At 40.7% G+C, this 13,514-nt stretch carries 13 protein-coding genes; 6 read left to right on the top strand and 7 right to left on the bottom strand.

The window, feature by feature from the left end; translation table 11 throughout:
* Positions 1–84 precede the first annotated feature (84 nt).
* Positions 85–687: a sulfite oxidase-like oxidoreductase gene (locus tag ACWB1W_RS04285; protein WP_479370156.1), complete on the bottom strand. Its 603-nt coding sequence runs from the start codon at positions 685–687 to the stop codon at positions 85–87.
* Between the two features lie 36 nt (positions 688–723).
* On the opposite strand from ACWB1W_RS04285, the gene ACWB1W_RS04280 reads away from it, so the two are divergent.
* Both ACWB1W_RS04280 and fliR read left to right on the top strand, forming a co-directional pair.
* Complete coding sequence (locus ACWB1W_RS04280; protein ID WP_479370155.1) at positions 724–990, top strand: hypothetical protein; 267 nt, start codon at positions 724–726, stop codon at positions 988–990.
* Positions 991–1,764 carry a flagellar biosynthetic protein FliR gene (gene fliR / locus ACWB1W_RS04275; RefSeq protein WP_479370154.1) on the top strand — a complete coding sequence of 258 codons (774 nt, stop codon included), beginning with the start codon at positions 991–993 and terminating at the stop codon, positions 1,762–1,764. It begins immediately after the preceding gene.
* Here the strand turns inward: fliR and ACWB1W_RS04270 are convergent.
* From ACWB1W_RS04270 to ACWB1W_RS04260, 3 genes are read right to left on the bottom strand one after another with little or no spacing between them, the layout of a single operon-like run.
* A complete protein-coding gene (locus ACWB1W_RS04270) occupies positions 1,742–3,442 on the bottom strand; it encodes a GspE/PulE family protein (RefSeq protein ID WP_479370153.1) in 1,701 nt (566 codons plus the stop codon). The genes fliR and ACWB1W_RS04270 overlap by 23 nt on opposite strands.
* Complete coding sequence (gene panB / locus ACWB1W_RS04265; protein WP_479370152.1) at positions 3,435–4,232, bottom strand: 3-methyl-2-oxobutanoate hydroxymethyltransferase; 798 nt, start codon at positions 4,230–4,232, stop codon at positions 3,435–3,437. The genes ACWB1W_RS04270 and panB overlap by 8 nt, the downstream gene beginning before the upstream one ends.
* A 3-nt stretch (positions 4,233–4,235) precedes the next feature.
* Positions 4,236–4,583, bottom strand: a complete 348-nt coding sequence (locus ACWB1W_RS04260) for a hypothetical protein (RefSeq protein ID WP_479370151.1) — start codon at positions 4,581–4,583, stop codon at positions 4,236–4,238.
* Between the two features lie 45 nt (positions 4,584–4,628).
* On the opposite strand from ACWB1W_RS04260, the gene ACWB1W_RS04255 reads away from it, so the two are divergent.
* Genes ACWB1W_RS04255 through ACWB1W_RS04240 form a run of 4 tightly spaced genes read left to right on the top strand, consistent with a single transcriptional unit; the run spans position 4,629 to position 10,708 of the window.
* Positions 4,629–6,668 carry a cellulose biosynthesis cyclic di-GMP-binding regulatory protein BcsB gene (locus tag ACWB1W_RS04255; protein WP_479370150.1) on the top strand — a complete coding sequence of 680 codons (2,040 nt, stop codon included), beginning with the start codon at positions 4,629–4,631 and terminating at the stop codon, positions 6,666–6,668.
* Positions 6,665–7,438, top strand: a complete 774-nt coding sequence (locus ACWB1W_RS04250; RefSeq protein ID WP_479370149.1) for a hypothetical protein — start codon at positions 6,665–6,667, stop codon at positions 7,436–7,438. The genes ACWB1W_RS04255 and ACWB1W_RS04250 overlap by 4 nt, the downstream gene beginning before the upstream one ends.
* Before the next feature lie 10 nt (positions 7,439–7,448).
* Positions 7,449–9,302, top strand: a complete 1,854-nt coding sequence (locus tag ACWB1W_RS04245; protein ID WP_479370148.1) for a glycosyltransferase family 2 protein — start codon at positions 7,449–7,451, stop codon at positions 9,300–9,302.
* Entirely contained in the window at positions 9,299–10,708 is a 1,410-nt protein-coding gene (locus ACWB1W_RS04240) for a hypothetical protein (RefSeq protein WP_479370147.1), read from the top strand. The genes ACWB1W_RS04245 and ACWB1W_RS04240 overlap by 4 nt, the downstream gene beginning before the upstream one ends.
* On the opposite strand, the gene ACWB1W_RS04235 is transcribed toward ACWB1W_RS04240, so the two are convergent.
* The 3 genes from ACWB1W_RS04235 to ACWB1W_RS04225 all read right to left on the bottom strand — a co-directional run.
* On the bottom strand, positions 10,701–11,954 hold the full coding sequence (locus ACWB1W_RS04235; protein ID WP_479370146.1) for an NAD(P)/FAD-dependent oxidoreductase: 1,254 nt from the start codon (positions 11,952–11,954) through the stop codon (positions 10,701–10,703). The genes ACWB1W_RS04240 and ACWB1W_RS04235 overlap by 8 nt on opposite strands.
* Positions 11,935–12,651 carry a Rieske (2Fe-2S) protein gene (locus ACWB1W_RS04230; RefSeq protein WP_479370145.1) on the bottom strand — a complete coding sequence of 239 codons (717 nt, stop codon included), beginning with the start codon at positions 12,649–12,651 and terminating at the stop codon, positions 11,935–11,937. Before ACWB1W_RS04230 ends, ACWB1W_RS04235 begins: the two co-directional genes overlap by 20 nt.
* Before the next feature lie 8 nt (positions 12,652–12,659).
* A partial coding sequence (locus ACWB1W_RS04225) for an FCSD flavin-binding domain-containing protein (RefSeq protein ID WP_479370144.1) occupies positions 12,660–13,514 on the bottom strand: 855 nt, incomplete at its 5' end.

Raw genomic sequence — 13,514 nt, 5'->3', positions numbered from 1 at the left:
CTTACGAGTCTTCTTATGTTCTCGTTTCTCCTCAGTCTTCGGGGTCTTAAGGAGGGAAATTTTCCTACAATCATAATTTTAATTTTAATCTCCCCAGAACCTCTCTTCCTTCCAGGGGTCTCCTATGTGGTGATATCCCCTTACTTCCCAGTATCCGGGAACCAAGTGGTCTAGAAATTCAAGTCCCCACACGTATTTAGCACTCTTCCAGGCGTAAAGCTGGGGTATTACGAGTCTTAAAGGGTATCCGTGTCTCTTCGGCAGGGGTTTTCCGAACATTTTGTATGCAAGTATGCTGTCTTCCTTTTCAAGATACTCAACGGGAACGTTTGTCGTGTATCCCTCAAGGCAGTGAACGAGAACGTATTGAGCGGGCGGTTTTGGTTTTACAATCTCAAGGATATCTTTTGTGAGAACTCCTTCCCATACTATTTCCGGGACGCTCCAACGGGTAACACAGTGAAAGTCAGCAACAACCTCCGCGGAAGGAAGTTTTAAAAGCTCCTCGTAGGTAAGCTCTATCGGATTTTCCACCTCTCCCCACACCTTGAACCTGTAGTTTTCCATATCCCAGTCGGGAATCTCGTCAACTATATCGTAAACTATAGGTGCTTTTATCCACTTCTGACCCGGCGGAAGCCTGTCCCTATCCTTCTTTACCGTTGGGCTTATAATACGCTTTTTCATAATACTTTAGAATTAATAGGCGAACAGGGAGTTTTTATGATGAACGACAACCTCTCCTTTCTCAATATGAAAAACGGTGAGGTTGAGAAATTAGACCCCAACAAATTGGGAATAAAGCTACCGAAGAATGTGGAGACCTCTGACGTTCTCAAAGATTCGGTTGAGATAAATAAAGCTGTTCTTAGCGGGAATGCACCCGAAGAGTTCAAAAACTTGAGTTGTTTTACCGCGTCAATACTTCTCGTAGCGGACGGGAAATCCGAAAGTCCGGAAGAGCCTTTAAGCTTTCAAGGGAAGTTCTAAATGGAATTTCTTCGTGAGGAGTTTCTCTTTACGCTTCTCCTTTCTTACTTCAGAGTTGTCTCCTTTTTTGCCTTGTTTCCCTTTTTTTCTTCAAACTACGTTCCACTGAACGTTAGGCTCTACCTTGCTTTTTCAGTTTCCTTCGTAGCCCTCTCTTTTTTTGATATAAAAACCGTGAGTGTTAATACGTTCGGAGAGTTTCTCCTTATGGCTTTAAACGAGTTTCTATTCGGTTTTACCGCTGGTTTAATCCTGAGACTCTTTATAGAAGCCTTAGCTGTCGCCGGGGAAATAATAGCCCTTCATACGGGACTTGGTTTTCTCCAGCTATTCCTCCCGGGTCAGGCACCTATGAGTCTATTCGGTGCTTTCTTTTACCTTTACGGGACTCTTTTGTTTCTCTCTGTTGGGGGTGCTGAGGTTGTTATTCTCGCCCTTTCGGAAAGTTTCAAGAACGTTCCGGTGGGGAGTTTTAACCTCTTTTCCTTGAACCCTGATGTCTTTCTTGAGTTCTTTTACGAGAGTTTTAAATTGGGCGTCAAGGTATCCCTTCCCGTTCTACTTTCCGCACTTATTCTTAACCTAATTCTCGCCGTGGTAAACAGGTTCATTCCTCAGATGAACGTATTTATGGTTGGTCTTCCCCTTCAGGTATTGATGGGCTTAATAGTTCTTCTCCTATCCCTTCCCGTAATTACACTCGTTATCTTGAACCATCTTTATGACTTCCTTAAAGTTCTTGAACTCTTTTTCAGACAGCTAAAACCCTATTAACCTCCTCTATGGAGGTTATGCCTTTCTTTACCTTCATAAGTCCGTCCATGTAGAGAGTTCTCATTCCCCTTTCTACAGCTTTTTTCCTAATATCGTCGTGGTTCGCACCCCTTACTATCAGGGTCTTTATCTCATCATCCACCTCAAGAACCTCGTGAACCGCGGTTCTGCCCTTATACCCTGTGTAGTTGCAGTACTCACATCCCCCCTCGTGAGCTTTGTATATCACGACGTTCTCGGAAGGGTCCTCTATTATTCCGAGCCTGAGGAGAACATCTTTTGGAATGTCGGCCTTCTCCTTACACTTGGGGCACAGCTTCCTTATCAGCCTCTGGGCTACGACTATTACAAGTGAGCTTCCGACGAGAAAAGGTTCTATTCCCATATCAACAAGTCTGGTGATGGTTGTAGGAGCGTCGTTTGCGTGAACCGTTGAGAAAACTAGGTGCCCCGTGAGAGAAGCCCTGACTGCTATTTCCGCAGTTTCCTTATCTCTGATCTCTCCAACAAGGATAATGTCCGGGTCCTGCCTCAGGAATGCCCTCAGAACTTCAGCGAAAGTAAGACCAATTCTTTCGTTTACCTGAACCTGATTTATACCGGGAATTGAAACCTCAACGGGATCCTCAACGGTCATTATGTTTACATCCGGTGTGTTTCTTTCCATAAGAGAAGCGTAAAGGGTTGTAGTTTTACCTGACCCTGTGGGTCCCGATACAAGAACCATACCCCAAGGCTTCCATATAGCTCTTCTGTATTTTTCTAAGTTATCGGGTTCAAAGCCAAGATCCTCAAGCCTTACTTTAAGGTACTTTTCCGCGTCCTGAATTCTCATAACAACCTTTTCGCCGTATACCACGGGAACCGTGTTAACCCTGAGGTCTATCTTTTTCCCGCTTACGTTCACCCTTATCCTCCCGTCCTGGGGTTTCCTCTTCTCTGATATATCCATATCTGCCATTATCTTTATCCTCGTAACGAGACCATCCTTAATACTTGCAGGAAACTCCCTGAATATCCTGAGAACACCGTCTATCCGAAACCTTACAACGACCTTTTTCTCCTGGGGTTCAACGTGTATGTCCGAAGCACCCCTTCTTATAGCTTCGTAAATAATGAGGTTAGTAAGCTTTACTATAGGAGCCGCTTCCGCACTCGCAAGGGCCTCCTCAAGGGAAATCTCCTCGTTTATCTCTTCAATCGTTATCTCAGTTGGAGGTATCTCTTCAAGTATTTCAGATACCTTCGGAAATAGCTCATCAAGGGCTTTATTAATTGCCGAAGGAGGAGCGTAGTAGGGAACCACCTGCATCTTTGTTATGAACCTGAGCTCGTTTATCATATCCTGGTTGTATGGGTCAAAGGTGTAGACGTAGAGCCTGTCCCTTTCCACCTTAAAGGGTATAACTTTATACTTCTCTATTACGTTCCTCGGAATAAGATTTAAAACTTCTGCGGGTATCTTGGAAACGTCTATATTTTCCACAACCCTTGTGGGCATCTGCTGTTTGAAAAAGGAGGTTATCTGTTCCTCGGTAAGGACCCCTAGCCTTATAAGTGCTTCAATGGGATCTTCGTCTTCTTTTATCTTCGTTAATACTTCGTTAACCTCCTTCTCCTTAATAAACCCCGCTCTGGAAAGGAGCGTTAAGAACCTGTATACCTTTTCACTATCCATAACTCTCCTCTTCCGAGGGAAAGTTTCCGCTTAAAACGTCTTCCTTAAAACCTTTAAGAGCCTCTTTAATGAGTTTAGCACCTTCAAGGTATCTTCTAACAAACTTGGGCTTAAAGTCCTCAAAGAGCCCCACGATATCGTGAAAAACGAGAACCTGTCCGTCCGTAAACTTCCCCGCTCCTATACCTATAACTATAGACCTGCTGTTTTCCCAAAGTTCTTTTGCCAATGAAACCGGGACACTTTCGAGAACCACCATGAATACCCCTGCGTCTTCAAGGGCTTTGAAATCCCTTCTCAGTTTTTCAGCCTCTTCTGACTTTTTTCCTACTACAGCAGGCCTTCCGAATAGGTTTATACTCTGGGGAGTAAACCCTATGTGTCCCACAACGGGAATACCTATACTTCTTAATCGGTATACAAGTTCAGCTATCTCCTCACCGCCCTCAAGCTTTACGGCATTAGCTCCCGTCTCCTTTATAACCCTTCCGCAGTTCTCAACGGCTTTTTCCAAGGAAACCTGATAGCTCATAAAGGGCATATCCGCTATAACGAAGGCCTCTTTTACTCCTCTCGTAACACACTTCGTGTGGTATATAACTTCTTCAAGGGTTACAGAAAGGGTGTTTTTCTCCCCCTTTATGACTGTTCCGAGGGAATCACCGACGAGTATACAATCAATCCCCACCTCGTCGCATAGTTTTGCACTCCAGTAGTCGTAAGTAGATATTACGGTTATCTTTTCGCCTTTATCCTTCTTTTTAAAAAGTGTCCTGAGATTAACGGGCATTTATTATAAGTTTAACTCCTTAACGCGGTTGTGTATAAACTCCCAGCTCCAGGCTCTCGCCTGAGTAAGAGGAAGCTGTTTACCTATATGGTCTTCAAACCCCTCAACCCATACCCATTCCCCGTCAGTCAAAAGTTTAAAGTTCCTCGTTCTGCTCGCCCACTGCCAGTAGTTGTGGGGGGTTATGCCCATAGCCCTTTTAAAAAGCTCAAGCTCCTGAAGAGTAAGCTCCCTTACCTTTTTCTCTTCCTTTACTTCTTCTTTTACTTCTTCCCTTATCTCTTCTTTTACCTCTTTCTTTGCTTCTTTTTCCTCTTCCTTTTTGAAAATAGCGAGTAGCTTTTTCAGCATGATTGCATAAATCTTAATAACATAATAAGAAGTGGGGGTAGGATATTGCTCATACTAATACTCTTTATTTTTACCTTTGCGTATTCAGTAGATAAGTATTGTATTCAGCTGTCCACGCTCCAAAATCTTGAAAAGGCAAGGAAGGAATTTGAAAAAGTTAAGGACTTTCCGTTAGCGAGGGTAGAGAAAATAGGAAGATTTTACGTCTTAAGGATTGGACTCTACGAGGATAAGGAAAAAGCTTTAAGCAACTTGAAGAAAGTAGAACGTATTTTTCCAACTGCTTTCGTAAGGAAATGTGAGTTTAACGAAAAAAGGATCGTTTTAATTCATAAGGAGGAAAGGAAAGAAAGAAGTATAGAGGTAAAGAAAGGAAAATTAATTGTAAGAAGCTTTAAGGACTTTGGTTTATTAACAGATGTCTTAATACTAAAAGGAGTTTATCCTGCATACTACTTCTACATTCCCGTTTACGACGGTTATAAAGGTGGTAAAGCGGAACTCTATATAAGACTTTCACCTGATCTTACAAAAAATTCTTACGTAGAAATAACCTTAAACGGAAAGCCCGTAAGTAGATTTTCTCCTTCTAATCTTCCTTATCCGGTGAGTGTAAAACTTCCTGAAAAAACCAACAGAGATTTTATAGAGATTGGTGTGAAAGGCTACCTGAGGCACGCTAAAACCATATGTGAGGATATTTACGAAAACCGCGTCTATCTGCTTGTGGAAGACAGGAGCAAGCTATATATAGAGTACAAAGATAGAGGCGAACTTTACAACGCATTTCACAATTATGACCCCGTTTACTCCATAAAGGCTACTTCCAACAAAGATTTTTACTCTCTTGCTTTTTACCTGTCAAAATACGTTAATCTTTCTCCCAAAATAATTTTTAACGGGGAAGAGGGATTCATACTTGTATACGACCCGAAAGTAGAAGGAGCGATTAGAGACGGAAAAAAGATTTATGTATCCGATAAATTTATAAAAGGTATTAAAGAGGGGTACTTCCCCTTGCTTAATCTAGGTAAAAGATTAAGCTTGAAAGCTGTAAAGGGTTTACAAAAACCAGAGGAAATAGAACTTTTAACCTTGAAAGATATGGGATACAAAACCTTCAGCTCGGTCGGTATAGGTTACGTTTCTTCAAGTTTTACTTTTAATTACACCTATGTAAAGGGTATTCCGGAAAAACCAAGGTTGAGACTGCATATAGCTCATACGCCTGTTGAAGAGAACGCAAGTGTAAACGTATACGTAAATGGTGAGATGATAAACAGCTTTGAGGTAAGGGGAGCGGGAGAAAAATCTTATGACATTCCCCTCTATGGAACTACTTTCGGGGATAATACAATAACTGTAACCCTTAACGATTTCATAAGCTCGGACGAGTGTTTCGGGAATGTTCCTAAAGATGAACTTACATTATTTGAAGATTCTTACATTTATTGGGAAGATATAAGTAGGGAGGTAAATAATATATCGGATTTTATAAAACTTCTAAGCGGTAATGTACTTTTTGTTGTTGATAATGATTTATATGACCCAATTCTTGTTACGTTTCTATCCGAGCTGGGAAAGAGAAACAAAAATGTGGAAAGGGTTGAGGTTACGAAAGAATTAATAGAACCGATAAAGGATTACGATTTTATAGTTTTTTTCGGGAAGGCAAAAGCTAGAATACCCGTTTCTATTGAGAAAGGAAAGTTTAGAATTTACAATCCATCAACGGGAAATGTATTATTCTCATCTTCCTACGAGAAGGATTTCATTATGGTTCAAACGGGAAGCTATAAAAACATACCTGTTTTAAATGTTGTTTGTAACGGTTCATGTGATAAAGTGCTGAGAAGATTTTCCTTCGAAACTTTATACAAGATATTTGCAAACGTCGGTGTAATAACTACGGAATACGAAATTTCCTTTCCTATAGGCAACAAGCTAAGAGTAAGTTATGAACTAGAAAAGGGAATAGCCTATTACTGGAATAAGTATAAGCTAATAGTACTTATCTTAATAGGCTTTATTTCTCTTATTTTCCTACATTACGTTTACACGAAATTAACAGGGAGGGAAGGATGATAATTCTTATATTATTAATCACATTTTCTTTAACTTTTGGAAGCTCATGGGTTAGGAAAAAGGAAGAAGTGTTTACTGCTATAACAGGAAGGTATTACACCGCCGATGAATACTTCGACAAAAACGGTGATAAAAAACCAATCGGCTGTACTTTCAGAAAAAGGGAACTGGAGTTATACGGAGAGTACGGACTTACTCCTAAAACTACTTTGACCTTTAAGCTTCCTTACCAGGAACTTGAGTGCGGTTCTTCTAAAACAACAGGGTTATCTGATTTGGAACTGGGATTTATAAGAAATCTAAAAAGTGAAGGTGGCTCTTTATCCTTATACGGCGTTGCTGTCATGCCCACCGGATACTCAATAACGGATAACCTGAGGCTCGGTTACGGAAGAGTAGGATTGGAAGGAGGGCTTTTATACGGAAAAGGGTTTAGCTGGGGATTTGTGGACAGCGGAATAGGGTACAGATACTACTTCGGATACCCTTCAAGTCAGGTAAGGGCCTACATCTTGGGCGGATACGATGTTATTCGGGAACTTCAAATAATTCTTTTACTTGATGCACAGATAGGTTTGGGGGACGGAGAGAAAAAAAGGGTTGGACGAAACATAACCCTTGAGCCGGACTACAAGCTCATACAGATTTACGCGGGACCCAGATTTCGTTTCGGAACGTTTTCTATAAACACAGGCTTTCAAAGGGTAATTTTTGGTAGAAAGACGGGAGATGGGACGGGTTACTACATCGGTATATGGAAATCATTTTGAAAAGAGAGGAATGAGGAAAATAGGAGAGGTTCTTTTAGAAAAAAAGCTAATAACGGAAGAGCAGTTAAAGGAAGCCCTTGAGTATCAAACAAAATTCGGCGGAAGATTAGGATGGATTCTTACTACACTCGGTTACGTTAATCGTTTAGATTTCTACAAAGCCCTTGCTGAACACTGCAATCTTGAACTCGTTATGAATTTAGAGAAACTAAAGAAAAGCATAGATCTTGACTTATTGAAATCTTTTGACCCGGAAGAACTTGCTAACTACGAAAGTATTCCAACAAAAGTAGAAGGGGAAACTGTATATATATACACATCCTATCCTTGTTCAAAAAAACTTGAGGATTTTATTGAGAAGTATTTCGAAGGTAAAAAAGCTGTAGTTAAACTGGTTACGGATTTAGACCTTATAAGAATCTTGGAGTGGGCTTTTAAGGATAGATTTATCGACAGAGCGGTTCACGGCTTATTTTATATGACTCCACAGTTTTCTGCATCACGTGTATTTTCAAAGGGACAGGTTATCCTACTAGGCTTCTTAATCTTCCTTTCCTTGGTCTGGTTATACTACAGTCCCATTACTTACTTTATTTTTATTTTGGGATTTATTCAAATATTTTACTTAGTTTCAATCCTTTTTAAGTTCGTAATAAGTATAGCAGGTGCGATGACGGAAGTGGAAGAGTATGTATCAAAGGAGGAAGTAAAAGCCTTAAGCGAAAAAAATTTACCAGTTTACACCATTCTTATTCCGGTTTATAAAGAACCGGAGGTAATAGGTACGTTAATAAAAAGCTTAAAAAAGCTGGATTATCCCCAGAACAAGCTTGATATTCTTCTCTTACTTGAAGAGGATGATAAAGAGACCCTGGAAGCTGCAAAGAGAGAGCGTCCTCCGGCAAACTGGCGCTTTATAATAGTCCCGAGTAGTCAACCCAAGACCAAACCTAAGGCTTGCAACTACGGTCTTTTCTTTGCAAGGGGAGAATACTTAACCATTTACGACGCGGAAGATATTCCGGAACCGGACCAATTGAAGAAGGCAGTAATAGCCTTTAAAAAAGGCGGGGATAAATACATATGTTTCCAAGCACAACTTAACTATTTCAACAGAGATGAAAACTTTCTAACGCGTATGTTCACCCTTGAGTACTCCTACTGGTTTGATTACCTCCTTCCGGGGCTATTTAAGCTTAACCTTCCTATTCCCTTGGGAGGAACGAGTAATCATTTTGATAGAAAGAAGCTTGAGGAAATAGGAGGGTGGGATCCTTTCAACACTACGGAAGATGCAGACTTAGGTGTAAGGGCTTTTGCAAGAGGTTACAAGGTAGGCGTAATAAACTCTACTACCTACGAGGAGGCAAATTCAAAACTTTGGAACTGGATAAGACAGCGTTCAAGATGGATTAAAGGTTATATGCAGACGTGGTTAGTTTATGCAAGGAATACGAGAAGGCTGTATAAAATGGTAGGGCTGAGAGGCTTTATAGCTTTTCACCTCCTTATAGGTGGAACACCCTTCGTTTTCCTGGTTAATCCGATAGTGTGGGCAATTTTCATCGTATGGGTTCTTACAAAGACTAAGCTTATAGAGCCTTTATTTCCACCATCCATACTCTACATAAGCTTATTTAACTTACTCTTCGGAAACTTTATCGGAATTTATCTTAATATGCTTGCTGTTTTCAAAAGAAAATATTATGAGCTTCTTCCCTACGCATTTCTTAATCCTTTTTACTGGATACTTCACTCAGTTGCGGCTTACTTTGCCCTTTATGAGTTATTTACAAAACCATTTTATTGGCAAAAGACACAGCACGGAATAACAAGATACAAACCAATGGAGGAAAAGTCTTGAAAAGGTTCAGAGAGATTTTATATTACATTGTAATCTTTTTTATTTTCTTTTCCATTTATTATTGGATAAGTGTATTTATTCTGGAAGATAAAGATTTCTACCACTTAAAACCTATTTTCTTTGCAGAAAAGGCAAGAATAGTACTGGAAGGGGTAAGTCCCAGATTGGAGTATATAGGTTTCGTTTATCCACCTCTCGTATTTACACCTTTCCTGTTATTTAGAGATTTACCTGCAGCTGTATCAACTTTATCTGCAATTGTAAGTTTGTTAATCTTTACACTTACCATAAGGAAAAGTGTATCACTCCTTTTTACGTTACTGTTCTTTTCACCACTCCTTATCTACATAGCTACTCAAAGGCCCGATTTATACATTTCCTTTTTCTTAATAGCTTTATCAACCAGAATGCTCGCTTCCTACTTTATAAAAAGGTTATCCGTTTACTTATTTATCTCAGGTCTACTTTTAGGATTATCCTTCTTCACCGATTTCCGCGTGATACTTTTACTCCCATTTTTTCTCTTGTCGACTTTCTTTTTCTACAGGAGGTTAAAAGATTGGGAAATTGTTAAATCTGTTTTAATAGTTTATCTAACTCCTGTGATAGCTTTTCTGCTTATGTGGATTTACCTAAACTGGTTGTTTACCGGAAACCCTTTCCATTTTGTAGAATCTCCGTACTCTTACTTCAAAACCTTAGCTCCGTTGGGCGATAGCGAGAGGTTAATTAATTTTATATTGCTTAATGCAATTGCAGGATTTATTTACTTTGCAGGCTTTTTTTATCTTAAAGATTTTAGGGACTTATATTCGTTACCTGTATATTTCATCTATTTCATACCTATAATTTTTCAATTGATTTCTATAAAGTGGAACTTAATTGACGGATTTTTGGTGAACTCAGCTTTATTTTTGCTTTTCTTCTTATTCTTTAATAACCTGATGAAGCTTGATAGGAAAATTATTCCCTTAGTCCTAATTAATTTCATTTCCTTAGTTTTCATCCCCAAATATTCTCCAAACTTTTACGAAAAAAATTTTACTAAAATTTTTCTGTTCGAGAAATCTGAGAAAAATCTTGTTCCTTATATGGAAGTTGCCAACCTGTTGGATACAGATAATAGGTGCGTTCTTATGGATGATGCTGATAATTTTCCGATTGTTTACTTCAGTAAGAATATAAAAAAATTTATTCTTCCCTACAGAAATGAGTTTTATACCGTTTTATCAAGTCCCAGTTTATTCACAAACTGGATTGTTTTCAACAAAAAATCGGAAAAGGATATTGTAAAAAGGCTTTTTGAAAAGGAGAGAAAACTCTTAAGAAGCTTTAAGAAGTCTATGGAAAACAATATATTCGTTGTTTTATTGAACGTGGAGAAAAGAGAAAAATGTTTCAGGTGAACATATCCCTCCATAATCCCCTTGCCCACTCGTAATACCTCTTTGCGGTTGAAACCTTCCACACGTTATCCTCGTAAATCTCTTTTTTAACCTTTTTCGTTTTGAAGTCGTATTTATACTCAACCTCCATCATTATGGCCTGTTTTAAGTTTACCATCGCGTAGCATATCCCGTGCTGGATTATCTCCCCTTCCCACTCCTTACCTTTTATCCTTGAGGATATAATCTTTGCCACCACTTTCCCTTCCGAATGGGCCGCGTATCCGCTCTTCGGGAGATACGTCTCACAGCTGTCACCTATTACGAAGACGTTTTTAACACTTGTCTCGTAAGTCATGGGGTCTACGAGAACCCACTTTCTTCCCTTCTTAACAAGACCTATCTTTTCAAGGAGTTTAGGTGCTCTCATAGGAGGTATGAAGTTAGCCATATCAAACTTTACGCTTCCTTTGGTAGTCTTCACAACTTTACTTTTCGGGTCTATCTCAAGAACTTTCGCCTCGGTTATGTATGTCGCTTCGTCTTTGTAAAAGTCCTCGTAAGCCTTCAGAAAACCTTCCGTCATAACCGGAGGGTAGGCGTTCTCGTCTATAAAGTAAAGATGCATTTTTAACCCCTCTTTGCGCGCGTATGAAAGGAGCATAGCCGCTCTCTCGTAAGGCGCGGTAGGACATCGGTAAGGCATTTTAGGAACTGTTATGACGAACTTATCCCCCTCAAAGCTATCAAGCATTTTCCTGAGGTAGAGATGCTCGCTTCCCGGTCTGAATGCGGGTGGATAGCTCCAGTAAACGTTCTTAAAGGCGGGGTTTTCTTCGTAATCATACTCTATCCCGAGGGAAAGAACGAGGTAGTCATACTTAACTTTCCCGCTACCCGTTATCACCTCCCTTCTTGATAGGTCTATGTCTATAACCTCGTCGTTGATGAACTTTATTCCGTATTTAACCACAAGTGTGTTGTAAGGGAAGCAAAGGGATCCGTAGTCTATGAGTCCGACAAGGTAAAAATTACTGAGGGGACAGGATACAAATAATGGGTTTTTCTCTATGAGGATAACCTCAGCCTCGGGAGAGAGTTTCTTAACGTACTTTGCGGTTGTAACTCCTCCGTATCCTCCCCCTACTACGATGACCCTGTTCCCTTTAGGTTCACCGAATACTAAGCTCCTCGGAACACTGACGGCAAGAAGTCCAAGGCCTCCTGCAAGAATTAAGTCCCTTCTGTTAACAGAAGATGACCTCATTTACATACTCCTCCACGGGAAGAACTACCGATTTATCAACCTTTTTCTTAGCTTTCCTAAAGGACCTATACATCTTCTTGAGTTCCGAACGGTATGCGTCAAAAAAGTCCCTGAACCTTTCCACCCCCAGAGTTCCCACCGCGTATAGCTTCCCACCTTCGTAAGACAGGACTATCGTCAGGAGGGGGTATTCCGCCGGACCGTCTAAAACCGCTCCCCCTTTCGTCGGGTCGAAAATGGACATATGGGCACAGCACTGTATCACGTTTCCCCTTTTTACAGCCTTGGAAGGTCTATCTTTCGGATAGTAGTTTATAAAGGAGTATTCGGGGGTGGGATAACTGAGTTGGTGGGGACATATAGCACAAAAGGAAATTATGCTCTTTTTAGGGCCAACACCTCCGGGCCAAAGGTAGGAACTTCCATCGGAGAGCTTAACCTCTACGGGTTTTACTTCCTCACCGAGGTTTATTAAAAAAGCCGGTGTAGACCTGTATGGGTAAAAGAAGAGGTATTGTCTCCCTACCTCAAGACTTTCCGGGTCTAAGGGTTTTCCCTCTTTGTTAAGTAAGATTGCCTTTTTATACCTCTTAAGTTTGTTCGTTTGGGCTTTTAAGCTCTCAGTTAAAAAAAGGGGAGACAAGAAGGAGAGGGCAGCAGCTGACCCGCAGGTTCTTATAAAACCCCTTCTGTCCATCTCTCACCTCACGAGAACATATCCCTATACATCGCTTTAGCCCACTCAAAGGTTGCACGTGCGAGGGCGGTGGAACGCTCGTTTTCAACGTTAACCTTCTTCTTAACAGGCATTCTTTTGTTTTTATCTATCTCGTAAATGACGTTTATAACTATGGCCTCTTTAGGGTCCCCGTTTACCATTGAGTAACAGGTGTTTGTTGGAGCTTTTACGTATTCAAGGGGGTCTTTCCCTTCAATCATAGCTTTTATTGCCTTAACGAGCATATACTTCGTTTGGTTGTTTGCCATATCTCCGCTCTTCGGGAAGCCTTTTACGGAATTGGCATCTCCCGGTATGAACACTCTTGGATCAACCTTTGACTGAAGCGTCACCGGGTCAACCTCGCACCATCCTGTCTTAGGATTAACAAGGCCTGCTTTCCATGCTATATCAGCAGCCTGATGAGGCGGGTTTAAGTTAGCATCATCAAACTTAAAGTCTCCTGCAGTTGTCTTTATGACTTTCTTAACAGGGTCAACTTCCTTTATCTTTGCGTTCGGAACGTATTCGACCATACCAAGGTATAGCTGTTCGTAAGCCATCCTGAAACCGGGCCCTTTGGGAGCTATATTTCCTTTGGGGTCAAGGATTATAATCTTCCCGTCAACTTCATTTTGTTTAAACACGTGTGCTATCATCGCAGCCCTTTCATAAGGTGCAGGCGGACATCTATGAGGCGGTGGAGGAACTACGAGAATAAACGTTCCTCCTTCAAAGTTTTCAACCTTCTTTTTAAGTCTAAGGTGTTCCGAACCGGGGATGAAGGCTGAAGGAAAATGTGTTTGGGTATACCTTGCCATATCCTTATCGCCATCAAACCA

It is taken from the genome of Aquifex sp. (genome assembly GCF_056494385.1).
This window is presented reverse-complemented; position numbering and strand designations above follow the sequence as displayed.

Coding starts and splice junctions, on each gene's coding strand:
- ACWB1W_RS04285 (WP_479370156.1), bottom strand. CDS start 687: ATGAAAAAGCGTATTATAAGCCCAACGGTAAAGAAGGATAGGGACAGG.
- ACWB1W_RS04280 (WP_479370155.1), top strand. CDS start 724: ATGATGAACGACAACCTCTCCTTTCTCAATATGAAAAACGGTGAGGTT.
- fliR (WP_479370154.1), top strand. CDS start 991: ATGGAATTTCTTCGTGAGGAGTTTCTCTTTACGCTTCTCCTTTCTTAC.
- ACWB1W_RS04270 (WP_479370153.1), bottom strand. CDS start 3,442: ATGGATAGTGAAAAGGTATACAGGTTCTTAACGCTCCTTTCCAGAGCG.
- panB (WP_479370152.1), bottom strand. CDS start 4,232: ATGCCCGTTAATCTCAGGACACTTTTTAAAAAGAAGGATAAAGGCGAA.
- ACWB1W_RS04260 (WP_479370151.1), bottom strand. CDS start 4,583: ATGCTGAAAAAGCTACTCGCTATTTTCAAAAAGGAAGAGGAAAAAGAA.
- ACWB1W_RS04250 (WP_479370149.1), top strand. CDS start 6,665: ATGATAATTCTTATATTATTAATCACATTTTCTTTAACTTTTGGAAGC.
- ACWB1W_RS04245 (WP_479370148.1), top strand. CDS start 7,449: ATGAGGAAAATAGGAGAGGTTCTTTTAGAAAAAAAGCTAATAACGGAA.
- ACWB1W_RS04235 (WP_479370146.1), bottom strand. CDS start 11,954: ATGAGGTCATCTTCTGTTAACAGAAGGGACTTAATTCTTGCAGGAGGC.
- ACWB1W_RS04230 (WP_479370145.1), bottom strand. CDS start 12,651: ATGGACAGAAGGGGTTTTATAAGAACCTGCGGGTCAGCTGCTGCCCTC.